Raw genomic sequence first — 23,247 nt, 5'->3', positions numbered from 1 at the left:
GGCGCGGCCGGTACCACGTGTCTCGGTGAGCGAGAGCCGAGGCCGCTGCGCCTGCTCGGTGCACTAGTTTCGGCGCGTCGATCCAACGCTTCGAGAGGTGACGCCGCGATGCCAACCCCTGATGATCCGGTCACTTCACGCTCGGTCAAGGTGACCGTTGCCGCGGTCGTGGAGGAGACCGGTGATGCCCGGTCGCTGGTGTTCGAGGTCCCGGCCGACCGCGGTCGTGAGTTCGCCTGTGCACCGGGACAATTCCTCACCCTGCGAATCCCGAGCGACCGGACGGGTTCGGTCGCGCGCTGCTATTCGCTGGCGAGTTCACCGTTCACCGGTGAATTGCCGAAGGTGACGGTGAAGCGGACCGCCGGCGGATACGGGTCGAACTGGCTGTGCGACAACGTCGCGGTCGGTGATGTGCTCGAGGTCCTGCCGCCGGCGGGGCTGTTCACCCCGCCCGATCTGGACGAGGACCTGCTGCTGTTCGCCGCCGGCAGCGGGGTGACGCCGGTGATGTCGATTCTGAAGTCCGCCCTCGATCAGGGCGGGCAGCGGGTGGTGCTGATCTATGCGAATCGCGACGAGAAGTCGGTGATCTTCGCCCGCGAACTTCGCGAGCTGTCCGATCGGTACCGATCTCGCCTCACCGTGGTGCACTGCCTGGAGAGTGTGCAGGGCCTGCCGAGCGTCGATCTCCTCGCCGGGCTGGCGGCCCCGTTCGCGGGTCATCGGGTATTCATGTGCGGCCCAGCCCCTTTCATGGATGCCGTGCGCGCGGCGACCACCCGTGCCGGCTTTCCCCGCGATCGGGTGCACGCGGAGGTGTTCACGTCGCTGTCGGGAGATCCCTTCGCCGAGGTCGTGCTCCCGCTGGCCGACGCGGACGACGGCACCGCGGCCTCGGTCGAGGTGGCGATCGACGGCGCGGTGACGACACTGCGCTGGCCGCGCTCGGCGACACTGGTCGATGTCATGCTCGCGGGCGGCCTCGACGTGCCGTATTCGTGCCGGGAGGGCGAATGCGGTTCGTGTGCGGCCCGATTGACCACCGGTGAGGTCGATCTGGGCAATGCCGGCATCCTCGATCAGGCCGATATCGACGACGGCTATATTCTCGCCTGCCAGGCCCGTCCGCGCAGCGACGAGATCACGATCGAATTCTGAGCCGGCGCAATCGGTTCCGGCCGGCGCCGGGTCGCTGGCGGGTCGAGTCACAGGATCGGCTGGGCGCGTGCGGAACCCATGACCGCCCCCGTGTCCCGGCGAGTGGGAACCTCCGACCGCGCTCGGCACGACCCCGTTACGGTCCCGGTCATGGCACACCTTCTGGAAGACAAGGTCGTCTTCGTCACCGGGGCGGCGCGTGGCCAGGGGCGAGAGCACGCCGTGCGGTTGGCGCGCGAAGGCGCCGACATCATCGCCGTCGACATCTGCGCACCGGTATCCGATGATGTCGGCTACGCCGCCGCGACCCGGGCGGATCTCGCGGAGACCGAGCGCCTGGTGCGGGCACAGGGGCGCAGGATCCGCGCCGGTGTTGCCGATGTCCGCGATGCGGCGGCGTTGCGCGAAGCCGTCGCGGCCGGTGTCGAGCACTTCGGCCGGCTCGACGTCGTCGTCGCCAATGCCGGTATCGCGACCTGGAATCGGTTCTGGGAGATGCCGGAACAGCAGTGGACGACCCTGGTCGACATCAATCTCAACGGCGTCTGGCGCACGATGAGTGCCGCTGTCCCGGCCATGATCGACGGCGGCCGGGGCGGATCGATCATCATCGTGAGCAGCGCGGCGGGCGTCGGCGCCGCCCCGGGCTGTGCGCACTACGCGGCCGCGAAACACGGTCTGATCGGGTTGGCGCGCACCGCGGCCACGGAGCTGGGCGCCTACGGGATCCGGGTCAACACGATCAACCCCGGCGCCGTGGACACCGAAATGGGAAACGACCCGAACGTCGCCGCCGTCCTGGGGCAGCACCCGGAGTACATGAACGCCTACCGCATGCCGCTCACCTCGGTGCAGCGGGCCGACGTGGGCGACATCTCGAACGCGGTGCTGTATCTCGCGTCGGATCTGTCGCGTGCGGTGACCGGGTCGAAGGTCGTTGTCGATATGGGACAGACGATGGCTTGAGGCCAGCGTCAGCCGAATAGGAAATAGGTTTCGATATGGGAAAACTCGACGGCAAGGTCGCTTTCATCACCGGTGCGGGGCAGGGGGTCGGCCGGGGCGTCGCCCTGGCCCTGGCCAAGGAGGGTGCCGCGATCGCGGTGGTGGGGCGCACCGAATCCAAACTGCACAGCACCTGCGCGGCACTGACCGAAGTGGGGGTGCGCAGCGAGCCGATCGCCTGCGATGTCGGCGATCGTGCGGACCTCGCGGCCGCGATCGAGCGCGCGGTGGCGACGCTGGGCTCGATCGACATTCTCGTCAACAACGCGAACGAATGTAAGCCCGGTCCGATGCTGTCGATCGTCGACGAGGAGTACCAGCGTTCCATCGCCGTCGGTCCGCTGGCGACGTTGCGTGCGATGCAGCTGTGTCATCCGCATCTGAAGGCGCGCGGCGGGGGAGCGATCATCAATATGGTGTCCTCGGCCGCGGTCCGCTGGGATGCGAGCAATTACGGCGCCTACAGCTCGATCAAGGAGGCGATGCGTGCGCTGACCCGATCGGCCGCATGTGAATGGGGCCGCGACGGTATCCGGGTTCTCGCGGTGGCGCCGCATGCCACCACGCCGGCCCTGGAATGGTGGGCCGAGCACAACCCGGAGGAAGCGGCCGAATTCGTGGCCTCCATACCGCTGGGCCGCATCGGCGATCCCGAGCAGGACATCGGCCGGGCGGTCGCCTTTCTGGTCAGCGACGACGCCGGATATCTCTCCGGCGCAACGGTTCCGCTCGACGGCGGGCAGTCGCGCTGGGGATGATGGTCGATCCCCCGCAGGCCGCGACCCGCGGGGGATGCCGGTCGACTATGCGGGCAGTCCGTCGAGGCCGGCCAGTTCCGCGAAACACTCGAGCTGTTCGAGGTAGTGCGACAGGGATCGGTGTTGGAGGACCAGCTTGATTCTGGTCCCACCGGCCCGCCGCGCGCTCGCGATCGTCTCGGCCACCTCGTCCGGCCGGGTGAGTGGGTCCAGCGGCTCGGGCGCGGTGAAGATGACGTCGAAATCGTCGGCCGGTGCGAGGCGATCGAGCATCTCGCGCATCTGCTCCGGTGTCGGGCCGCCGAACGTCTGCGGCGCGGGGGCCCAGCCGTCACCCAACGTGACCGCGCGGCGCAGGGCGCGAGAACTGTGCCCGCCGATCCACAGGGGCACCGGTGCCTGCACCGAGTGCGGATCGATCACCATGTTCTCGAACGAGTAGTACGGCCCTCGATAGGACACCACGCGCTTGCCCAGTGCGCAGCGCAGTGCCTTCAGGGCGTCGTCGGCGCGCGGGCCGCGATCGGCGAAGGGGATGTCGAGCATGTCGAACTCGTCCTTCAGGTTTCCGACGCCGAACCCCAGAATCAGCCGCCCGTCGCTGAGCGCGTCGAGCGTCCCGTATCGCTTGGCGATCTCCAGCGGGTGGTGGAAGGGCAGGACCAGAACGAAGGGCAGGAATTTCAGCCTGTTGGTCTGTCCCGCCAGGAACGAGAACGTGGCCAGCGGATCGTAGAAGCGCTCACCGCGGGGCAGGCCCGGCGGTACGGCCACGTGCTCGCCGCATGTCATGAAATCGAAGCCGAGCCGGTCGGCAGTCGTTGCGACGCTGATGATTTCGGCGGTACCGGCCTGCGCCTCCCAGGCCGGGCGATCACCGGCCAGCGCCAGGATGGGGGAGCTGATACCGACCTTCATCTTCTGCTCACTCATGCGGAGAACCTCCGCTGCAGCCGGATCAGCGGATCGCGGTCGTCGCGCGAGCCGGTCGGCCCCTCGGCCTCCCTTGGCACGTGCAGCCCGACATCCGACTTGGTCCACTCCCGCACCGCCCAGCGTTCGGCGATCGCCCAGCGCCGGTCCCGGTATTCCATATGGTCGACGAATCGGACGCCGCTGGTGAAGTTGGCGCGGGCGGAATCGGCGGGCTCGCCCCAATGCACCGACGTGCCATAGGTTTCGCTGATCGCGGTATCGCCGAACAGATCGACCAGGTGGTTGGCGACGATGTGCATCGTCGCGCCGGTACGGGCCCGCAGCTTCGGTTCGACCCAGGCCAGGTAGTCGTCCACGGTGCCGTCGAAGCCCGTGTGGTGGTCGACGGCATCGGGGTGGTAGGCCGACCGCACGAGATCGAAGTCCAGGCGGTCGATCCCGCGGCAGTAACGCAACACCACGTCGTGGATCTGCCGGCGATCGGACCACTCGCTTCTCGCTTCGTCCATGATTCCGTCCTCGGTAGGGGTCCGCCGGAGTATGCCGCCCGCCGGTCCGGTCCCGCTCCCCCTTTCCCATTCAACGAGAGATACGAGATCTACTGCGGGAAAATGGTTTCCGTCGACGCGAAGGCCCCACCTGGGCAACGCCGTGACCGGCGACCTGGGTGGGGCCTCGGACGGGCTGTAGGCCCGCGCGTCGTATCCGAGCTCAGCTCGCGTTGCTCCGATACACGCTGCCGCGCCGGATCATCAGCGTCAGGATGAGGGTGAGGACCGTGCCGATGAGCATGATCGCCACCACCCCGTGCAGACCGCCGATGCTGCTGACGCCGGCCACGGCGGACGCACTGAGCACTGCTCCGGCGATCGAGGTGCCGATTCCCTGCCCGCCGCTGCGGATGACCGCGTTCAGTCCGGAGACCTCACTGGTGTTCTCGACAGCAACGGATTCGACGACCAGATTCGGCAGCGCGGTGTAGGCGAACGAGGCGGCGACCGAGGCGCACACCACGGCCACGAACATCCCGGCCGTCGAGTGGTAGGCGAAGAGTACGACCACGCAATAGATCCCGAAGACCACCACGCCGATCAGCAGCGAAACGCGCGACCCCACCATGCGGGCGATCCACCCGCTCACCGGCGTGAAGACGAAACCGAACATCGCCGCGACGAAGGTCAGGAAACCGGCATCGGTGGGTGACAAGCCGACGCCGAACGGCAGACTCGACGGATACTGCAGGATCAGCGAATTGATCATCGTGGCGATACCGAAGGGCCCCGCGGCCAGCGTCATCGTGGCGAGCATCGTCAATGCGAGATGACGATCGGTGAGGATCCGTACGTTGATGATCGGATCGTCGACCCGCAGTTCCCAGCGGACCCACAGCAGCAGCACGACGATACCGCCCAGAATCAATCCGAGGGTTTTGACATCGAGGAAGCCCCAGCTGCTGATCTTGTTGATACCCAGCAGGATTGCCGCGATGGCCGGCGCGAATGCGAGGGTGCCGATGTAGTCGATCTTCTGTGAGGCGCCGGTGGGTGGCCGCCACGGCAGCACGAAGACGACCAGCACCAGCATGACCGCGGCGTAGACCGCCGCGACGATGAAGATCATGTGCCAGCTGGCGTGATCGATCATCAGACCGGCGATATAGGTCGCCGCGGCACCCGCGGCGATCGCGGCACCGGAGATGACGGCAACGGCGACAGGTATTTTGGCCTTCGGCAGATGTTCCCGGGCCAGACCCACGCACAGCGGGAGAATGGCACCGGCCACGCCTTGGATCGCGCGCCCCAGAACGAGGGCGCCGACACTGTTGCCGAGCGCGCTGATCAGCGAACCGACGATGGCCGCCGCGAGAATCACCACGAGTACCCGCTCGCGACCGTACATGTCACCGATGCGCCCGCACACCGCGGCGGCAGCGGCCGCCACCAGGAGAAATGCGGTCACCGCCCAGCCGACGGTCCCGGCGTCGCTGTGCAGGTCCCGGATCATCGTCGGAACCGCCGCGTACACCATGGAAGTTTCGAACGCGCTGATGATTTCGACCAAGACCAGGATTGTGATGATGACCCAGACGGAGCGCTGCCGGGTGAAGCGTCGGGGCATGGGGGGTGAACTGGCCGGGGCCACAGGGTCTGGGATTGTCGTCATTGAGTTCCTCCGAAAAGCCATGGTGAAGCGGTGGTGTCCCGCGCCACGTCGGGAGAAGCTACAGTGATGCACCGCACAGTCGCCGCGTCATCTCGCTGGGTGGGAGTGCGCAGGTATTCGGGATATCGACCGTGGTCCGGGGCGCTGCGAGTGCCGGAACCGGGCGGGGTGAATCGGTTGGCATCCGAAGGCGCGGAGTCCATGTCGGCCGATCAATAGCTGATGAACATCAATCGGATCGGCGAAGGTGTGCGACGACGTCGCCGAGCTCCCTGTCGGGTGCGCAGGTGTGCCGCGGTGGCCGTGAATCCCGTACGCCGATTCGTTGGCCGGGCCGGTGGATCCCGTGTCGTCGAACCTCGGCACCGTCGTTGTCCAACCCAGTGGGAGTGGCGACGTGTGTGCGCCCGATCGTCTCTAGCGTGCTCGATCAAGCGATTGCTCGAGAAGGGGCACGAGTCATGCAAACCTTGGAACAACGATTCGAGGAGTTCGTCGGGCAGCAGGCCGAGCCGCCGCGGGTGGCGCGATATCCGGTCGACGCGGCGATGATTCGCAACTGGGCCGAGGCCCACGACGACGGCAATCCGGTCTATGTCGATCCGGAGGCAGCCCGCGCCACGGGGCGCGACGGTGTGGTCTGTCCGCCCGCGATGGTCTCCACCTGGGTGATGTCGGGGTACCGCCGATGGCGCGAGGTGCACCGCCTGCGTGCCGAAGGGATCGTCGAGGACTGCGCCTACTCACGACTGCTCGCGCTATTGGACGAACACGGATTCACCTCGGTGGTGGCGACCGACGTGGAGCAGGACTACCACCGTGAGCTGACGCCGGGTGACCATGTCACCGCACATTTCACCATTGAGTCGATCTCCCCGGTCAAGCGCACCGGGCTCGGCGACGGCTGCTTCATCACCTTGCGCAAATCCTACGAGAACCAGCGCGGCGAACTGTTCGTCGAGGAACGGTTCCGGCTGTTGCGTTTCAACCCCGACACCGCCCAGGAGGCGCGATGACCGCGGTACCCCGCCTGACCATCACCCAGGACAACGAGTTCTGGTTCACCGCGGCGAAGGAAGGCCGGCTGGAAATACAGCGCTGTGCCGACTGCCGGACACTGCGCCATCCACCGAGCCCCGCCTGCCCTTCGTGCCGGTCCTTCGCCTGGGACGTGGTGGAGTCGACCCGCCGGGGCACACTGCACAGCTGGACCGTGATCCATCACCCGCAGGATCCGGCGTTCGAGTACCCGTTGGCGGTGGGGCTGATCGATCTGGCCGAGGGCATCCGCATCGTCGCCGATATCGCCGGTGTGGAGCATGACCGGCTGGCGATCGGGATGGAACTCGAGGTCGGCTTCGCCGAACATGCGCGCGGTGAGATCCTGCCGCAGCTCCGGCTTCCGAACGGTGGTGCGGCATGAGCCTCCCCCGCTGTGCGGTCGGCACCGAGCTGCCGGCGCTGGAACTGCCCTTGGACCGCAGCACCATCGTGGCCACCGCCATGGCCTCGCAGGATTTCGAGGATGTGCACCACGATCCCGGCGCCGCCGAAAAGCGCGGAATGCCGGACATATTCATGAGTATCAACTCGACGAACGGTTTCATCGACCGCTACATCACCGACTGGGCCGGACCGTCCTCGCGAATCCTGCGGGTGTCGCTGCGCCTGGGGGTCCCGAACTTCCCCGGCGACACCATGCGCATGAGTGGTGCGGTCACCGAGGTCGACGGCGATGTCGTGACGATCGAGGTCCGCGGCCGCAATGCGCGCGGGGTGCATGTGAGCGCCCGGGTGAAGGTCGCACCATACGAGGGAGGAACACGATGACCGCCGCGGGATTCTCCGGTGCCGCCGCCATCGCAGGTATCGGAGCCACCGAGTTCTCGAAGAACTCCGGGCGCAGTGAATGGCAGCTGGCCTGCGAGAGTGTGCTGGCCGCCTTGGCGGACGCGCAGATCGGCGTCGAGGAAGTGGACGGCTTCGCCTTGTTCACGATGGAGAACAACCCCGAGATCGCGGTGGCCCGTGCGCTCGGAATTCCCGAACTCAGGTTCTTCAGCCGGATTCCGCACGGTGGCGGTGGCGCGTGTGCGCCGGTTCAGCAAGCGGCACTGGCGGTTTCGAGCGGCGTCGCCGATGTCGTCGTGGTCTATCGCGCCTTCAACGAGCGCTCCGGCCATCGGTTCGGTGCGGGCCCGCCGCCGTTCGCGTACTCCGCGAACACCGATCAGGAATACCGCAACTGGATCAACCCCTACGGCTTGCTGACCCCGGCGCAGCAGGAGGCCTTCCTGGCCCGTCGCTACATGCACAAATACGGTGCGACCAGTGCGGACTTCGGCAGGGTGTCGGTGCTCTCGCGCAAGCACGCCGCGGTCAATCCGAAGGCGTGGTTCCACGGGCGCCCCATCACGCTCGACGATCATCAGAACTCGAAGATGATCGCGGATCCGCTGCGACTGCTGGACTGCTGCCAGGAGAGCGACGGCGGCCAGGCCCTCGTCGTCGTCAGTACCGAGCGAGCCCGCCATCTGCCGCATCCGCCCGCCGTGATCACCGGTGCCGCACAGGGAGTCGGGCCACAGCAGATCTCGATGAGCAGTTACTACCGCGACGACATCGACGAGATGCCCGAGGTCGAGCTGGTGGCGCGCCAACTCTGGAACCAGGCCGGACTCGGCCCGGACGGGATCGATGCGGCGGTGCTGTACGACGCGTTCACGCCGATGGTGTTGCTGCAACTCGAGGAATACGGCTTCTGCGGCCGCGGTGAGGCCAAGGACTACATCGCCGACGGCAATCTCGAACTCGACGGCGTACTTCCGATCAACACGCACGGTGGCCAGCTGGGCGAGGGCTACATCCATGGGGTCAACGGCATCGCCGAGGGCGTGCGCCTGATCCGGGGCACTTCGGTGAACCAGCCCGCCAAGGAGATCGGCAACGTCCTCGTGACCGGTGGTTCGCCGGTCCCGCACAGTGCGATCGTGCTGTCCGCGGACCGCTGATCGATCCCCTTCTCCCAGAAAGCAATTCCGATATGACCGATCGTATTACCTATGCCCGCGCGACCCACGGTGAAGAAGAGATCCAGGCGGTCGTCGATGTGCTGCGCAGCGGGCATCAGGGCCTGCGCATCGGCACGAACGTCTTCGAACTGGAGCGTCGCGTGCCGGAGCTGTCCGGGAAGAAGTTCGGTGTCATGTGCAACTCCGGTTCCTCGGGGCTGTATCTGGCCGTCGAACTGCTCGAATTGCCCAGGGGCAGTGAGGTGATCACGTCCCCGCTGACGTTCTCCACCGATGTCGCCCCGCTCGTGCGGGCCGGCCTCGTACCGGTGTTCGTGGACGTGGAACCGAACACCTTCAACGTCGACGTCGCCAAGATCGAGGCGATGGTCAGCGACCGGACCAGCGCGATCCTGATCCCGAACCTGGCCGGCAACTGCCCGGATTGGGACGCCATCCGTGCGATCGCGGACCGGCACGGCCTGAAGGTCATCGAGGACACCTGCGACACCCTCGGCGCGCGACTGCGCGGCACGCCCACCGGCGCCCGCGCCGATCTCAGCGTCACCAGCTTCTCGATGGCGCACATCATCACCTGCGCGGGTACCGGCGGCATGGTGATGATGGACGACGAACAGACCCGCGACCGCGCGCTGCTGCTACGGCGGTGGGGCCGGCGTTCGGAGCCGAATCTGTTCGGCGGCAACGGTGGTGGCCGGGTCTTCCGCGAAGACCTCGACGGTGTCGAATACGACAACGACTTCATCTTCGATGTGGTGCCGTGGAACTTCGAGCCGTCCGAACTCGGTGCGGCCTACGGTGTGGTTCAGCTCGGCAAGCTGACCGCGAACTACGAACGCCGCCGCAAGACGTTCGCGGCCTATACCGCGGCCTACGCCGCGCATCCGGACTTCTTCACCACCCCGGCCGAGACGCCGGATCTCGACACCGCGTGGCTGTGTTATCCGGTGATGGTCGACGCCGACGCTCCGTTCTCGCGCAGCGATCTCCAGGAATTCATCGAGTCACAGGGCATCGATACCCGAACCGTGTGGAGCGGCAACATCACTCGTCACCCCATGATGGCCGGTGTCGAGTTCCGGATACCCGAGGACGGATTGCCCGAGACCGACGCGGTCTTCGAGCGGGGGATGACCCTGGGCATGAGCCACGGTCTCACCGATGACGAGGTCGCCCGAATCGCCAAGGCCATCGACGATTTCGCCGCCAGGTGGACATGAGCGCCACGACACCGCGCTTCGCGGGCCTGCGGGCCGTGGTCACCGGTGCCAGCCGTGGTATCGGTGCCGGTATCGCCGAACGGCTCGCAGCCGAGGGCGCCGACCTGATGCTGGTCGCGCGCACCCTCGACCACCACCCGACGCTGACCGGCAGTCTCACCGAGACCGCGGCGCGTCTGGCCGGTTACGGCCACCGAGTGGAGGTGCTCGCCGCCGACCTGTCCGACCCCGGGGACCGCGCGCGGATCGTGCCCGAGGCCGTCGAACGGCTCGGGGGACCGGTCGACATCCTGGTCAACAACGCGGCTGCGGCGATCTACCAGCCGCTGGCGGACTACCCGCTGCGGCGCAGCCGGCTCACCTTCGAGATGAATGTGCACGCGCCGCTGGAGCTGATGCAGGCAGTGTTGCCCGGAATGCTCGAATGCGGCCGGGGGTGGATCGTCAACCTGTCCAGCGCCAGTGCCCGGCTGTTCGACGGCCCCCCGTTCCGATTGGTCGAGCCGGGGACGAGCCTGGCGGTCTACGCGGCGTCGAAGGCGGCCCTGAACCGAATAGTCAACGGTATGGCAGCGGAGTTGTACGGCACGCGGATTCGGGTGAACGCCGTGCAGCCGCGCGCCGCGGTCCTCAGTGAAGGCGCCGCGGCACTCACCGGTGGCACCCTGCGTGCAGACCAGATCGAACACCTGGAGGAGATGGTCGAGGCCGTCACCGCACTGTGTGCCGCCCCGACCGAGCTGACCGGCCGGATCTGCAGCAGCCTCGACCTGATCGGCGAATTGGATCTGCAGGTGTGCGGCCTCGACGGCAGGCCTTGGACTCGACCGGAGGTATCGGCATGAAACCGGTGATCGTGGATGCGGCCCGCACCCCGTTCGGCAAGCGCGAGGGGTGGATCTCCGGGCTGCATGCGGCGCAGTTGCTGGGTCTGGCACAGCGCGGCGTCTTGGACCGGCTCGACCTGGACCCCGAGCTCGTCGAGCAGGTGATCGGCGGATGCGTGACCCCGGCCGGTGAGCAGTACGGCAACATCACCCGGACGGCGTGGATGTATGCGGGCCTGCCCCCGGCGACCGGCGCCACGACCATCGACGCCCAGTGCAGTACGGCGTTGCAGTCGGTGCACCTGGTCGCGGGTCAGATCGCGCTGGGCACCCTGGAGGTCGGCATGGCCTGCGGGGTCGAGTTGATGTCGCGGGTGCCGTTGACCGCGAAAACCGGCTTCGGCGTGGGCACTCCGCGCCCGGCCGACTGGAACATCGACATGCCCGACCAGTACACCGCCGCCGACCGGATCGCTCGCCATCGTGGATTCACTCGCGCGGATCTCGACGCCTTCGGTGTGCGCTCGCAGCAGCGCGCCCGCGTGGCGTGGGACGAAGGCCGGTTCCACCGGCAGCTGATCGCGGTGACCGTGCCCGGCGCCGACGGCGACACGGTGGTCGATCGTGATCAGGGCTTGCGGGACACCAGTATCGACGCGCTGGCGGGTCTGCGCACCGTCAAGCAGGACGGGCTACACACCGCCGGGACCTCCTCCCAGATCTCCGACGGCGCCAGTGCGGCAGTGCTGATGGCCGCCGATCGCGCCCGGGAGCTGGGTCTGGCCCCGAGGGCCCGGCTGCTCGCCCAGTGCGTGATCGGTGGCGACACCACCTACATGCTGGACGGCCCGGTGGCCGCGGCGCAGCGGCTGCTCGACCGCACCGGGATGACGGTCGGCGATATCGACCTGTTCGAGGTGAACGAGGCGTTCGCCGCGGTGCCGATGTCGTTCGCCCGGGTGCACGGGGTGGATCCGGACAAGCTCAATGTCAACGGCGGTGCGATCGCGCTCGGCCATCCGGCCGGCGCCACCGGAATCCGGTTGCTCGCCACCGCTGTCGACGAACTCGAGCGCCGCGATGCGCAGATCGCGATGATCGCGATCTGCGCCTCCGCCGCGACCACCTGCGTGATTCTGGAGCGCCTCTGATGCCCATCGCCCTCGATGACGACCGCCGCGCCCTCGCCGCCGCGGTCGCCGGTCTCGCCGCCCGGCACGCATCGCTCGACACGACCCGTGCGGCATTCGCCGAGCACGCCGCCGGCACCCGCCCCGAGATCTGGGACGAACTGGTCGGAATGGGACTGCATGCGCTGCACCTGCCCGAACGGTACGGCGGCTCCGACGCCGACCTGCTCGACCTGGCTGTCGTGGCCGAGCAACTCGGCCGGGCGCTGGTGCCGGGGCCGTGGCTGCCGACCGTGACCGCGGCGGCGGTACTGGCGGGATTGCCGGAGCAGGGCCCGATTTCGGCATTGCTCGAACGGTTCGGCGCGGGCGCGACCGGCACCCTCGTGACCGCGGCCGGGCTGGTCGCGACGACAACGGCGGACGGCTGGACCGTCGCCGGTGAGTGCGGCCCGGTCCTCGGACTGCCCGGCGCGGACGTGGTGATCGCGCGCGCCGACCTCGACGGCGAGCCCTTGTGGTTCCAGCTGTCCGCTGCGAGCGGCGAGATCGAGGTCGTCGAAGGTAGCGACCTCACCCGTTCGATAGGACGGCTGCGCCTGGACGGGTACGTGGTCGACCGCGCCGACGCGCTGCCCGCACCCGACCCGGACCGCACGGATCTGGTGGTCAACACCCTGCTCGCCGCCGAGGCCGCGGGTATCGCCGGGTGGGCGCTGGACACCGCGGTCTCCCACGTCCGCGACCGGGTCCAGTTCGATCGGCCGGTCGGCAGCTTCCAGGCGGTTCAGCACAAGGCCGCCATGATGCTCGTCCGCACCGAAATCGCTTGCGCGGCAGCATGGGACGCCGCCCGGGCCGAGCGCCATCCCGGCGATCAGCAACGCCTGGCCGCCGCGCAGGCCGCGCTGACGGCCTTGCCCGCGGGCATCGATGTCGCCTTCGAATGCCTGACCCTGCTCGGTGGCATCGGCTTCACCTGGGAGCACGACGTCCACCTGTACTGGCGCCGGGCGATCAGCATCGCCTCGATCGCCGGTCCCGAACCGAGCTGGGCACGCCGGCTCGGCGAGGCCGCACTGACCGGTACCCGCGACTATTCGTTCGTCGCCGCGGACGCGCTCCCGGAACTGCGGGCACGCGTCGGCGCGGTGCTCGATCGGGCACTGACGTTGCCCGAGGACACCGTGCGCGGTGGCCGCCGGGCCACCCAGGCCAGCGGCCCGCGCCGCACCGCGCTGGCGGAGGCGGGTCTCGTCGCTCCGCACTATCCGGCCCCCTACGGTATGGGCGCCGGTGCCGAGGAGCAGGCGGTCATCGCCGACGAGTTCGCGCGGCGCGGGCTCGAGCAGCCGACCACGGTCATCGGCGAATGGGTGCTGCCCACCCTGCTGATGCACGGAACGCAGGAACAGCAGCAGCGGTTCATCGCGCCGACCCTGCGCGGGGAGATCGTCTGGTGCCAGCTGTTCAGTGAGCCGGGCGCGGGTTCTGACCTCGCCGGACTGACTACCCGGGCGGTGCGGGTCGAGGGTGGCTGGTCACTGAGTGGGCAGAAGGTCTGGACGTCGATGGCGCATGAGGCGGACTGGGGCGTATGCCTGGCTCGCACCGACCGTGATGTGCCCAAACATCAAGGGCTGTCGTACTTCCTGGTGGACATGCGTGGACGGGGCATCGATGTCCGGCCGTTGCGCCAGTCCACCGGGCTCGCGGAGTTCAACGAAGTGTTCCTCGACGACGTGTTCGTCCCCGACGACTGCCTCGTCGGCGAGCCGGGCCGCGGCTGGCGCCTGGCGGTCACCACACTGTCCAACGAGCGGCTGAACATGGGGGCGTCCCTCGGGCACGGCTCCGCCGAGCGGGTGCGCGAGCTGATCGTGTCGGGCGGCTGCGCCGCGGAGCGCGGCGACGCGGTGGCCGTTCTCGGCCGCAATACGGGCCGGGAGATGTCGCTGTCGGCGCTGAATCTGCGCGGGGTGCTGGCCCGGATGTCGGACCGCGAACTCGGTGCCGAGATCAGTGTGCAGAAGCTGTTCAACGCGATCGCCCAGCGCGATGGGGCCCGCGCCGTCGTAGCACTGCTGGGGCCGGCCGGAGCGACCCTCGACGGCGGCCACGTCATCGACTACATCGGTGTTCCCGCAGTGCTTTTCGGCGGCGGCACCATCGAGATCCAGCTCAATGTGATCGCCCAGCGGGTGCTGGGACTGCCTCGCTGAGGCGATCATCCGAACCAGAGGAGAAACTATGCAACCCGAGCTGTCGGTGCAGTCACGACAGTTGCGCACCGAACTCAGGCAGTATTTCGCCCGCATCATCGACGACGAGGACCGCCGGGCACTGGTGGACCAGACTGAGGGCGGCCCGGTCTTCGACCGGATCCTGCGGCAGATGGGCAGCGACGGCTGGCTGGGCCTGGGCTGGCCCGAATCCTACGGCGGCCGTGGCGAAGACCCCGAAGCGCTGTACGTGTTCTACGACGAGGTGGTCCGCGCCGGTGCGCCGCTGTCGCTGGTCACCCTGAACACGGTCGCGCCCGCGCTGATGAAACACGGCACCGATGCGCAGCGGGCCTTCTTCCTGCCCAAGATCCTCACCGGTGAGCTGATTTTCGCGATCGGATACACCGAGCCGAGTGCCGGCACCGATCTCGCCTCGCTGCAGACCCGGGCTCGCATCGACGGTGACGAGCTGGTCATCAACGGCAACAAGATCTTCACCAGTGCCGGCGTATTCGCCGACTGGATCTGGCTCGCGGTCCGGACCGACCCGGATGCGCCGCGACACAAGGGGATCTCGGTCGTCTTGGTGCCGACGTCGGCGCCGGGCTTCTCCGCCACCGAGATCCACACGGTCGGCGGCATCAGCACCTCGGCGACCTATTACGAAGACGTCCGCGTCCCGATCGGCAATATCGTCGGCAGGATCAACGAGGGCTGGGCCCTGATGACCAACCAGCTCAACCACGAGCGCGTCGCTCTCGCGGCCCGCGGTGGTATCGCCAACGAACTCTACGACGCGGTGCTGGCGTGGGCGAAGACCGAGCCGGTCGGGCCCGCCACGCTGTTCGATGTGCCGTGGGTCCGCAGCACGCTGGCCGAGGTGTACGCACTGCTCGCCGCGGCGGACCTGATCAATCTGCGGCTGGTCGCCGACGTCGCGGCGAACACGCTCGGCGGTGGTGATTCCGCGGCCGCCAAGGTCTTCGGGACCGAGGCCGTGGTGACCGCGTACGGGCGGCTGCAGGAGGTGCTCGGCGCGAAGGGCCTGCTCCGTCCGGGCAGTCCGGGCGCGGTGATCCAGGGCCGGGTCGAGATGCTGGCCCGGCGTGCACAGAACAACACATTCGGTGGCGGCACCAACGAGGTGATGCGCGAGATCGTGGCGAGCAGATGCCTCGGGATGACCCTCGCGGCGCGCCGCCGCACCGATGCCTCGACCGAAGCTGGGAGCTGACAATGGATTTCGCGCGTACCGACGAACTCGAAGAGGTTGCCGGTCTGGCCGGTCAGGTCTTCGGCTCGCTGGCGAAGCCGGACCGGGTGGCCGAGGTCGAGGCCCACGAGGACGGTTTCGACCGCACACTGTGGCGAGCGCTGGCGGACGCCGGCCTGCTCGGCGTGGCGCTGCCCGAACAGTTCGGTGGTGGCGGCCAGGGCGTCCTGGGGCTGGTCGCTGTGCTCGAGCAACAAGGCAAACGGGTGACTGCGGTCCCGCTGTGGCCGGTACTGGCGGCCGCCGCGCTGCCGCTCGCCCACTTCGGCAGCGACGACCAGATCGAGCGCTGGCTGCCCGGCGTGATCGACGGACGTTCGATTCTCGCCGGTGCCTTCGAATCGGCTCCGGGACAGGACATGCCGATACAGGGCACCCGCAAGGGCGACAGCGTGATCGCGAGCGGTGAAATCGCCGCCGTGCCGGCCGCGGGAGTGGCCGACGGCATCGTCGTGCCGGTCCGGTGTACCGATGGCTCGGTCGTCGTGGCGGTGGTCCCCATCGATACGGCCGGCATCACGACGGCCGCACTGGATGTCACCACCCACGAAAACACCGCTGCGGTGCACTTCGGCGAGGTCGAGATCACCGCCGGGCAGCAGTTGCCGGGTGATGGCGCCGAGATTGCCGCCTGGACCCGCCGGCGCGCCAGGACCGCGCTGTCGGCACTGCAATTGGGCGTGTGCGAAGAGGCATTGCGGATGACCGCGGCCTACACCTGCGAGCGGGTGCAGTTCGGCCGCCCGTTGTCGACCAACCAGGCGGTGGCTGTGCGTGCGGCCGATGCGTATCTCGACACCGAGGCGATCCGGCTCACCACCGACCGCGCGGCCTGGCTGCTGGACTCCGGTCGTGAGGAGGAGGCGGAGTCGGCGAGCCTGGTGGCCAAATGGTGGGCCTCGCGTGGGGGATTGCGTGTGGTGCACGCGACCCAGCACCTGCACGGCGGGATCGGCGCCGATGTCGACTACCCGATTCATCGGTACTTCCTCTGGGGCCGGCAGAACGCCTTCACCCTGGGCAGTGCGGACGCGGTCGCCGCCGAACTCGGTGACGGTCTCGACACCGCCCCGGCAATCGGTGCCGCGGGGTGAGAAGCGTGGCACCGGACGATCACGCCGCGCAGTCATCGAATTCAGGAGTGAGAGTGAGCAATACGGATCTGACCGGCCGCACGGCGGTGGTCACGGGCGCCGGCGCCGGACTGGGGCGAGCCGAGGCGCTGGCCCTGGCCGCGCACGGTGCGAAGGTGGTGATCAACGATGTCGGCGACGCCGCGGACACGGTGGTCGCCGAGATCGTGGCGGCGGGCGGCAGTGCGGTCGCGGTGCGCGGTGATGTCGGGCGCTGGGAGATCGGACAGGAACTGGTCGACGCCGCGGTGAACCATTTCGGTTCGCTGGACATCGTGGTCAACAACGCCGGGATCACCCGTGACACCATGCTGTTCAACATGACCGAGAAGGCCTGGGACGACGTGATCCGCGTGCACCTGAAGGGACATGCCGCGATCAGCCGGGCCGCGGCGGCCTATTGGCGTTCCGCGTCGAAGGCACAGGACGGCCCGGTCTACGGCCGGGTCGTCAACACCACCTCCGAGGCCTTCCTCTTCGGCGGTCCCGGCCAGGCGAACTACGCCGCCGCGAAGTCCGGCATCGTCGCGCTGACCACGGCCACCAGCCGGGCCCTGTCCCGGTACGGAGTGACCGCGAACGCGATCGCGCCACGCGCTCGCACGGATATGACGGCGGAGGTGTTCGAAGCCGACACCAGTGGCCGGGTACTGGACGCGCTCGCGCCCGAGCGGGTGGCGACCTTCGTGGCGTATCTGGCGTCCCCCGCGGCCGCGGCGGTGAACGGGCAGGTGTTCATCGTCTACGGCGACATGGTCGCTCTGATGGCGCCGCCGACCGTCGAGCACAAGTTCGTGGCCGCCGACGGCGCTTTCACCACCGACGAGCTCGATGCGCAGGTGGCGCAGTACTTCTCGGCTCGTCCACCGGGACGCACCTTCTCCGCCAGCAGTGTTGCCGAGCTCGATACCACCGGGATTCGCACGAAGGCGCGGTGACAACGACGACGGTCGATCCGGTGAGAGCCGCACGCCGGATCCATCATTGTCGTGTCGGTGGGTTCCTCTAGTCTCCCGCTTCGAAAGCGCAGAGTTACAGGAGGAATCAATGAGTTCGGAGCGAACCGTCCGCGAAGTCGTGGACCTGATGATCGAGCTGGGACTCATCGATCCTGATCTTCCCGCGCGGGAACCCTTCCTGGCGCAATCACTCGACGAACCGCTGAGCTACTACGGAGATACCGAGCAGAGTGCCGTGCGGGATCTGCTGAGTGAGGTGGGAATCCGATACACCTTCGACTACAAGACATTCCGCGGCATCAATGAATGCTCCGACGAGGATCGGCGGGAGTGGTACGAGTCCGAACTACAGTCGATCGCCGCCTGCAGTCGCGGTCTGGTGACGATCACCGATGTCCGGCTGGTCGAGAACGAGACCGATTCGGATCTCGTTTTCGTGTCCAACGGTGTCACCGAATCGTGGCCCACCGACCCCGGTGCCGACGAGCATGTGGAGGCATCGCTCACCTTCGCCACTTACGTCACCGGAATCCACACCGGCCTCGTCGCGGAGTTCTGCGATGTGGATCCCTTCGATGAGGACTGCAGCGGAGAAGCGGTCTTCGGTGACCCGCAGGCACTCAACCGGCTGGGCGCCCAATTCGGCCTCACCTTCAGGTGACTCGACCTCGATGACGTCGGGCGGCCGCAGCGGATACGCGGCCGCATCGGCGATCGCGATCTCCGGGTGTTCGGCCAGTGGATGATGCTGTGACAACTGGACCCCGACGCGCTCACGCCGCAGCAGGAACCGGCGCACGCCACGACCCGGCTGTTCACCGCGGGTGATCCCCGCATCGATGCGGCCGTCGGCGACCGCGGGGGAGATCTCCGGTGTCGCCATCGGCACCGCGCCGATCTCGAGTCCCGGACTGCTGCGAATGAGCTCCTCCACCAGTGCCGGAGCCGTCTCGGCCCCGGTGTTGAGGCTGTACCCGATGCGCAGCGTGCCCAGTTCACCGGCCCCCGCACGCCGGGCGGTGTCCCACGCCCGGTCCAGCGCCGCCAGCGCGGGTGGCGCGGAATCCGCCAAAGCCGCACCGGCCGTGGTCAATACGACGCTACGCGTGTTTCGAACCAGCAGAGCAGTACCGAGTTCCGCCTCCAGCCGACGCATCCGGGCACTGAGCGCAGGCTGCGCGATACCGATCCGATCGGCTGCGCGGGTGAAGTTCAACTCCTGCGCCAGCACCAGAAAGTACCGCAGACTCACCGTATCCGGCGCCACATGCCCTCCCCGATCGATTGATAACGATCCGTTCCGAGTCTATCCCGTCCCGGTCTTTCCCCCGACCACACATCAAGCCCTAACCTGCACATATGGCGATTCAACCGACCGCGGCGCTGGACACCGCACGCACACACACCGGGAGGCAGTCGTGCACAAGTTGGTAGTCCTGTATCCCAAGCCCGCCGACCCCGACCACTTCCGCGACTACTACGTGACCAACCACCTTCCGCTGGTCATGAAGTGGCCCGGCCTGCTGGCATGGCGCTACAGCTTCGAGGTAGCGGCGACCAACGGAGAATCGCCGTATTTCGCGGTCTTCGAAGCCGACTTCGTCGACGCGGCTACCATGGCCGCGGCCCGGGCGTCGCAGTACGGCCGGCAGGCGGCCGCCGATGTCGTCAACTACGCCACTGGCGGTGCGGTCGTCATCGATTATCCGGTGCAGGGCGGCACCGACTGAGGTGACTCCGGCTCAGATCAGCTGAAGCTCCTGCATGCGAGCATCCAACCTCCGAGCCGCCTCCGACCCCGGGCCAGTAACCCCATACCGTGACGCCGCCGAGTGCCGCCACCAGCAGAACCAGAATCACCGTATCGGTCACCAGATGGCTCCGCCTGTGCACCACCGGGCGAAGGACAACCGGGGGAGCACCGTTTCCACATCGGCAATACCCATGACTCGGTTCAGCTCCAGCGGGCCGAGGTGTTCTGGCGCGGGCAGGATGACCGCATCCGCTCCTGCGTTGCGTGCCTGGTCGGCTACCGGCAGTATCGTGCATTCATCCGGCCAAACCAGGTGGTAGCCGAGACATCGTGCAAGCCTCAGCATTTGCGCTCGATCCCACAGGGGCGCGGTGCTCGCCTCGTAGTCGATCCAGGCGAGAGCGATCGGGCGGTTCATGACCCCGCCCCATCGCCAGGAATGTCGGTAGCGGCCGGCGCGTGGTGAGCCCTGGACCGGAGAGTCGCGCGCCGCGCCATCTGCCACGCGGTGCGACGAAGGCCGACGCCGCTGACCGGAAGCCCGGCGTTGTCCAGAGTCCGTACAGCTCGATAGACAGTGCCCTCGGGCATCCGGGTTGCACGAGCGAGCTGCTCGACGGTCAGTGAGGAACCGGGCTGAGGGGCGCACAAGAGGTACGCCACAGAGGTATTCGGGTGTCGAGCAGTCTCGAGTCTGGACATGTGGGGCACCTCTCGTGTCGAGTCCAACTGGCTTGTTCCAGCTCATCGCGTATTTCCGACGCGCATAAGGGGTGCTCACCGGGCAGGTGTGTGCAGAAGGGGTGTGCGAAACCGACTGGTACTCGTCAGCGGCGTAAAATCCGTGCCACACTCCGGTCATGGGACGTCGCGCCAAGCAGCCGAACCACCAACTGGTCGCTTTGATCGACGAAACACGCGCCAGCCGAAAAGGTTTCGCCCGTCGGGTTGTCGAGCGCGGCCAGGCTGTCGGTCTCGAGCTCCGCTACGACCACACATCGGTGGGCCGGTGGCTGGCCGGTGAGCGCCCGACTCCACCCGGACCGAACTTGATCGCGGAGGTGCTCACCGAACTGTGCGGTCGTCGCATCACGCCGGCCGATTGCGGTATGCCCGTTCGGGAATCGGCCGACCTGGGGTTGGAGTTCTCATTGAACCTCTCGGAGGCGACAACTTCCGTGACCGAGTTGTGGAGGAGTGATGTGGAGCGTCGCCGGTTCCTGGAGGGTGCGGCATACGCGGTCGCGGTCTACCCGGTCGCCAGCATGCGCTGGCTGACTCTGCCGGGCCGTGAGCATCCTGTCTCATCCACCGGGCTTCGCCGGGTCGGCGTAGCCGACATCGACGCTGTGCGGACCATGACCACCGCGTTTCGTGACCTCGACAATCAGGTGGGGGGAGGAAAGGTGCGTTCCACGGTCGTGCATTACCTGCACACGTCGGTCGCACCGCTGCTGCGCGGAAGTTATACGGAGGACGTCGGCCGTCGGCTGTTCGCAGTGACGGCCGAGCTTACGAAGCTCGCGGGCTGGGCTGCCTACGATCTCGAAGAACACGGCCTGGCTCAGCGTTATCTGATCCAGTCACTCCGAATGGCACGCGCGGCCGGCGATGCCGCGTTGGGCGCGGAAATCCTTGCGGCGATGAGTCATCAGGCCACCTACGTCGGGCGGCCCGGTGATGCAGTGGATCTCGCTCGTGCCGCGCAGATCGCCGCCCGCACGGCTGGGCTGCCCGCCCTGGAAGCCGGATGCCACATGGTCGAAGCCCACGGCCATGCCGCCCGTGCCGATGCTCGTTCCTGCGGAGGAGCGTTGAACGCAGCCGAGGGCGCGTTCGACCGCGGTGGTTCCAGTCGCCCCACGTGGTTGGCCTATCTCGATTCGGCGTACATGTCGGCGAAGACTGGCCAGTGCTTCCGGGATCTCGGTGAGAACGGTCGTGCCGCCGTGCTGGCCCGGCAATCGCTCGACATGAGCGACGGGTATCAGCGAGGGAAGGTGTTCAACCTGTGTCTGCTCGCATCGAGCCTCGTCTCCGAGGATCCGCACGAAGCGGTTCGAGTCGGTGCCCGCGCGCTCGAGCTGTCCGGAAGTGTCGAATCTCGACGAACCCATGCCTACCTCCGAGACGTGCGGGCACGACTCGCGTCCTACAACGACATTCCGGCGGTGGATCAGTTTCGTGAACGGGTCGCGAGCATCAGGTTAGTGTGAGTGCCCGGTACACACCCATCACCGTTGCTGCGCCGACGATCTCGCCGCGGTCGATCATCTGGACCGCTTCATCGAGGGGGACCCACCGGACAGTCTCGGCCTCGTTGATGTCCGGCCGGGTGTCCGTGAGATCGGCGCCCAGGGCCAAGTAGATTTCCTGAGGATGATCCAGCGTTCCTATCGCGGGCTGATAGGTCACGAGATGCCGCATCGTGCGCGGACGCCACCCGGTCTCCTCTTCCACTTCACGAGCCGCCGCGGCAGCAACGTCTTCGGCGTGGTCGACATATCCTCCTGGCAGCTCCCACACCCACCGGTCGATGATCCACCGGTGTCGGTACATCAGCAGTACGTCGCGATTGTCGTTGAGTACCACTGTCATTGCGCACCGCGGCATCCGCGCGACGTACTGGGTGAACGTCACTCCGTCGGGGAGGCGAATGTCAGCTGTCGACAGTCGGATGTGCCGGTTCTCGTCGATCAGACGCTCACCGAGGATCGTCCACTGGGTATCTCTCACATGCTCGACGGTAGTGGAACATGTCTGGACACGGGCGCAGGCCGGTCCCGTCCTACCGAGGCTCCGATGGTGGGAGCCGAGCCCCGTGAACAGCAGAGACAGAAGGGTGTACGAGGCGCCGAACGAGGACTCTTTGCTCAGCGGGAGCGACAACACAGGCAGTGGAAAACTGGCTACATGGTTGATGCCACGGCTGTCGAGGTCGCCTGACTGCGCTCGGTAGCTGTGTGCACGCGAGCCTGCGGCCGGCGCGCCTGTGTGGCGGCTCATCGCCGCTGGTGATGCCCTTGGTACATCAGCGTTCGGCCAGTGACCGTCCGGCCTCGCGGGCGATGGCGAGCGCCTCGGAGTGCTGCCGCTCGGCGAGGTCTCGCAGTCCTTCCATGGCCGGGTTGACGGCGGCGAGGGTGAGTTCGCGTTTGATGACGGTCAACTCGGCCTGCCAGACGTCGGCGAGGATTCGCTCCAGGTAGGGCGTGGAGTGGTCCCAGCCTGCTCGCGGGGTGCCTGGGCCGTAGCCGCCGCCCAGGGTGGTGACCAGCACGGTGGGAGTGCCCTTCAGCAGCGGAGTGGTGGGGCCCGCGCCGGCGATGACGAGATCCACCCACGCCTTGAAGTGCTGGGAGACGCCGAAGTTGTAGAACGGGACAGCCAGAATCGCGGCATCCGCGGCCTGCACCTCCTCGGCGAGGGCAGAACTCAGCACGAGCGCGTCTCGCTGGGCCGGAGTGCGGTCCACCTCGGGGGTGAAGCCCGCGGTGGTGGCGAGCGTCCACGTATCGGCGGGCAGGGGATCGGTGCCGAGATGACGCCGCGTCACTGTCGCTTCCGGATGGGCGGCGGTCCACTCCGCCTCGACAATGTCGGCGATCTCGGCACTGGAGGACGTGCCGGGCAGGATGCTGGCGTCCAGGCGGAACAGGTTCATGGCGAACT

The 23,247-nt window shown here is 67.5% G+C and carries 24 protein-coding genes; 16 read left to right on the top strand and 8 right to left on the bottom strand.

All coding sequences use genetic code 11. The features are described 5' to 3' along the window. Nucleotides 1-108: 108 nt before the first annotated feature. The 3 genes from AB0L57_RS03735 to AB0L57_RS03725 all read left to right on the top strand — a co-directional run bounded on the left by AB0L57_RS03735 (nt 109) and on the right by AB0L57_RS03725 (nt 2,924). Complete coding sequence (locus tag AB0L57_RS03735; RefSeq protein ID WP_364956544.1) at nt 109-1,161, top strand: ferredoxin--NADP reductase; 1,053 nt, start codon at nt 109-111, stop codon at nt 1,159-1,161. Between the two features lie 150 nt (nt 1,162-1,311). Further along, the gene (locus tag AB0L57_RS03730; RefSeq protein ID WP_364956541.1) at nt 1,312-2,127 is read left to right on the top strand and encodes a mycofactocin-coupled SDR family oxidoreductase; all 816 of its coding nucleotides are present in this window, start codon (nt 1,312-1,314) and stop codon (nt 2,125-2,127) included. 35 nt (nt 2,128-2,162) lie between these two features. Further along, entirely contained in the window at nt 2,163-2,924 is a 762-nt protein-coding gene (locus AB0L57_RS03725) for an SDR family oxidoreductase (RefSeq protein ID WP_364956538.1), read from the top strand. A gap of 45 nt (nt 2,925-2,969) precedes the next feature. On the opposite strand, the gene AB0L57_RS03720 is transcribed toward AB0L57_RS03725, so the two are convergent. From AB0L57_RS03720 to AB0L57_RS03710, 3 genes are all read right to left on the bottom strand, one after another. Further along, nucleotides 2,970-3,857 carry an LLM class F420-dependent oxidoreductase gene (locus AB0L57_RS03720; protein WP_364956535.1) on the bottom strand — a complete coding sequence of 296 codons (888 nt, stop codon included), beginning with the start codon at nt 3,855-3,857 and terminating at the stop codon, nt 2,970-2,972. After that, entirely contained in the window at nt 3,854-4,369 is a 516-nt protein-coding gene (locus tag AB0L57_RS03715; RefSeq protein WP_364956532.1) for a nuclear transport factor 2 family protein, read from the bottom strand. The genes AB0L57_RS03720 and AB0L57_RS03715 overlap by 4 nt, the downstream gene beginning before the upstream one ends. 202 nt (nt 4,370-4,571) lie before the next feature. Beyond that, nucleotides 4,572-5,978, bottom strand: a complete 1,407-nt coding sequence (locus AB0L57_RS03710) for an MFS transporter (RefSeq protein WP_364956528.1) — start codon at nt 5,976-5,978, stop codon at nt 4,572-4,574. Nucleotides 5,979-6,484: 506 nt separating this feature from the next. Here AB0L57_RS03710 and AB0L57_RS03705 point away from each other — a divergent pair. From AB0L57_RS03705 to AB0L57_RS03655, 11 genes are read left to right on the top strand one after another with little or no spacing between them, the layout of a single operon-like run. After that, a complete protein-coding gene (locus AB0L57_RS03705) occupies nt 6,485-7,039 on the top strand; it encodes a MaoC family dehydratase N-terminal domain-containing protein (protein WP_364956525.1) in 555 nt (184 codons plus the stop codon). Then, a complete protein-coding gene (locus AB0L57_RS03700; protein WP_364956523.1) occupies nt 7,036-7,446 on the top strand; it encodes an OB-fold domain-containing protein in 411 nt (136 codons plus the stop codon). Before AB0L57_RS03705 ends, AB0L57_RS03700 begins: the two co-directional genes overlap by 4 nt. After that, a complete protein-coding gene (locus AB0L57_RS03695; RefSeq protein WP_364956520.1) occupies nt 7,443-7,853 on the top strand; it encodes an acyl dehydratase in 411 nt (136 codons plus the stop codon). The genes AB0L57_RS03700 and AB0L57_RS03695 overlap by 4 nt, the downstream gene beginning before the upstream one ends. Continuing rightward, nucleotides 7,850-9,034 carry a lipid-transfer protein gene (locus AB0L57_RS03690; RefSeq protein ID WP_364956517.1) on the top strand — a complete coding sequence of 395 codons (1,185 nt, stop codon included), beginning with the start codon at nt 7,850-7,852 and terminating at the stop codon, nt 9,032-9,034. The genes AB0L57_RS03695 and AB0L57_RS03690 overlap by 4 nt, the downstream gene beginning before the upstream one ends. Nucleotides 9,035-9,066: 32 nt before the next feature. Beyond that, a complete protein-coding gene (locus AB0L57_RS03685; protein WP_364956514.1) occupies nt 9,067-10,275 on the top strand; it encodes a DegT/DnrJ/EryC1/StrS family aminotransferase in 1,209 nt (402 codons plus the stop codon). After that, complete coding sequence (locus AB0L57_RS03680) at nt 10,272-11,120, top strand: SDR family NAD(P)-dependent oxidoreductase (RefSeq protein WP_364956511.1); 849 nt, start codon at nt 10,272-10,274, stop codon at nt 11,118-11,120. The genes AB0L57_RS03685 and AB0L57_RS03680 overlap by 4 nt, the downstream gene beginning before the upstream one ends. Further along, nucleotides 11,111-12,253, top strand: a complete 1,143-nt coding sequence (locus AB0L57_RS03675; protein ID WP_364957274.1) for a steroid 3-ketoacyl-CoA thiolase — start codon at nt 11,111-11,113, stop codon at nt 12,251-12,253. The genes AB0L57_RS03680 and AB0L57_RS03675 overlap by 10 nt, the downstream gene beginning before the upstream one ends. Then, on the top strand, nt 12,253-14,454 hold the full coding sequence (locus tag AB0L57_RS03670) for an acyl-CoA dehydrogenase (protein ID WP_364956508.1): 2,202 nt from the start codon (nt 12,253-12,255) through the stop codon (nt 14,452-14,454). The genes AB0L57_RS03675 and AB0L57_RS03670 overlap by 1 nt, the downstream gene beginning before the upstream one ends. A gap of 28 nt (nt 14,455-14,482) precedes the next feature. After that, on the top strand, nt 14,483-15,691 hold the full coding sequence (locus tag AB0L57_RS03665) for an acyl-CoA dehydrogenase family protein (protein WP_364956506.1): 1,209 nt from the start codon (nt 14,483-14,485) through the stop codon (nt 15,689-15,691). Nucleotides 15,692-15,693: 2 nt separating this feature from the next. Next, the gene (locus tag AB0L57_RS03660) at nt 15,694-16,824 is read left to right on the top strand and encodes an acyl-CoA dehydrogenase family protein (RefSeq protein WP_364956503.1); all 1,131 of its coding nucleotides are present in this window, start codon (nt 15,694-15,696) and stop codon (nt 16,822-16,824) included. 53 nt (nt 16,825-16,877) lie between these two features. Next, nucleotides 16,878-17,801 (top strand): 3-oxoacyl-ACP reductase, encoded by a 924-nt coding sequence (locus tag AB0L57_RS03655; RefSeq protein ID WP_364956500.1) that lies wholly within the window; start codon nt 16,878-16,880, stop codon nt 17,799-17,801. A 367-nt stretch (nt 17,802-18,168) separates the two neighbouring features. On the opposite strand, the gene AB0L57_RS03650 is transcribed toward AB0L57_RS03655, so the two are convergent. Next, on the bottom strand, nt 18,169-19,089 hold the full coding sequence (locus AB0L57_RS03650; RefSeq protein WP_364956497.1) for a LysR family transcriptional regulator: 921 nt from the start codon (nt 19,087-19,089) through the stop codon (nt 18,169-18,171). A 151-nt stretch (nt 19,090-19,240) separates the two neighbouring features. Here AB0L57_RS03650 and AB0L57_RS03645 point away from each other — a divergent pair, with 151 nt between their 5' ends. Then, the gene (locus AB0L57_RS03645) at nt 19,241-19,552 is read left to right on the top strand and encodes an EthD family reductase (protein WP_364956494.1); all 312 of its coding nucleotides are present in this window, start codon (nt 19,241-19,243) and stop codon (nt 19,550-19,552) included. Between the two features lie 138 nt (nt 19,553-19,690). Here AB0L57_RS03645 and AB0L57_RS03640 read toward each other — a convergent pair whose 3' ends face one another. Together AB0L57_RS03640 and AB0L57_RS03635 are read right to left on the bottom strand one after the other, a co-directional pair. Further along, nucleotides 19,691-19,993 carry a hypothetical protein gene (locus AB0L57_RS03640; protein WP_364956491.1) on the bottom strand — a complete coding sequence of 101 codons (303 nt, stop codon included), beginning with the start codon at nt 19,991-19,993 and terminating at the stop codon, nt 19,691-19,693. Then, nucleotides 19,990-20,277: a helix-turn-helix domain-containing protein gene (locus AB0L57_RS03635; protein ID WP_364956489.1), complete on the bottom strand. Its 288-nt coding sequence runs from the start codon at nt 20,275-20,277 to the stop codon at nt 19,990-19,992. The genes AB0L57_RS03640 and AB0L57_RS03635 overlap by 4 nt, the downstream gene beginning before the upstream one ends. 158 nt (nt 20,278-20,435) lie before the next feature. Here AB0L57_RS03635 and AB0L57_RS03630 point away from each other — a divergent pair, with 158 nt between their 5' ends. Next, the gene (locus tag AB0L57_RS03630; protein ID WP_364956486.1) at nt 20,436-21,791 is read left to right on the top strand and encodes a hypothetical protein; all 1,356 of its coding nucleotides are present in this window, start codon (nt 20,436-20,438) and stop codon (nt 21,789-21,791) included. Here AB0L57_RS03630 and AB0L57_RS03625 read toward each other — a convergent pair. Then, the gene (locus AB0L57_RS03625; protein WP_364956483.1) at nt 21,778-22,464 is read right to left on the bottom strand and encodes an NUDIX hydrolase; all 687 of its coding nucleotides are present in this window, start codon (nt 22,462-22,464) and stop codon (nt 21,778-21,780) included. The genes AB0L57_RS03630 and AB0L57_RS03625 overlap by 14 nt on opposite strands. Before the next feature lie 142 nt (nt 22,465-22,606). Continuing rightward, nucleotides 22,607-23,239: an NAD(P)H-dependent oxidoreductase gene (locus tag AB0L57_RS03620; RefSeq protein WP_364956480.1), complete on the bottom strand. Its 633-nt coding sequence runs from the start codon at nt 23,237-23,239 to the stop codon at nt 22,607-22,609. Nucleotides 23,240-23,247: the final 8 nt, after the last annotated feature.

It is taken from the genome of Nocardia sp. NPDC052254 (assembly GCF_040679495.1).
In the GTDB taxonomy this organism is placed as follows: domain Bacteria; phylum Actinomycetota; class Actinomycetes; order Mycobacteriales; family Mycobacteriaceae; genus Nocardia.
The sequence above is the reverse complement of the archived record's forward strand: the minus strand, read 5'-3'. Positions and strand labels throughout refer to the sequence as shown.